The sequence below is a fragment of the Streptomyces musisoli genome, from assembly GCF_016741855.1.
Lineage (GTDB): Bacteria > Actinomycetota > Actinomycetes > Streptomycetales > Streptomycetaceae > Streptomyces > Streptomyces musisoli.
Map to the genome: position 1 here is coordinate 1 of NZ_JAERRH010000121.1, position 424 is coordinate 424.

The window sequence follows — 424 nt, forward strand, 5'->3', positions numbered from 1 at the left end:
ATCCTGGCCGTGCAGAACGCGCCGATGGGCCGTTTCTCGCTGCCCGGTCTGGACGTCACCACCTTCGCGGTGGCCACGGGAACCGCCAAGTTCGACCTCGGTGTGGCCCTCGCCGAGCAGTTCGGGCCGGACGGAAGCCCGGCCGGGATCACCGGCGCGGTGGAGTACGCCACCGACCTGTTCGACCGGGACACGGTCGCCGCCCTCGCCCGGCGCTGGACGCTCCTGCTGGAGGCGGTCACCGCCGACCCGGAGCAGCCGATCGGAGCGATCGACCTCCTCGACGCCGACGAGCGGCACCTGCTGCTGGAGCGCGGCAACGCGACCGCCCGTGAGGTGGACGCCGTCCCGGTGCCGGAGGCGTTCGCGGTGCAGGTGGCGGCGACGCCGAACGCGGTCGCGCTCGTCCACGGCGACGTCGAAT

1 protein-coding gene is annotated in these 424 nt (G+C 73.3%); it reads left to right on the forward strand.

Translation table 11 applies throughout. The annotated features are described in order from the left end of the window. On the forward strand, positions 1 to 424 hold a 424-nt coding region (locus JK361_RS40740; RefSeq protein WP_201828286.1), incomplete at both ends, for a condensation domain-containing protein.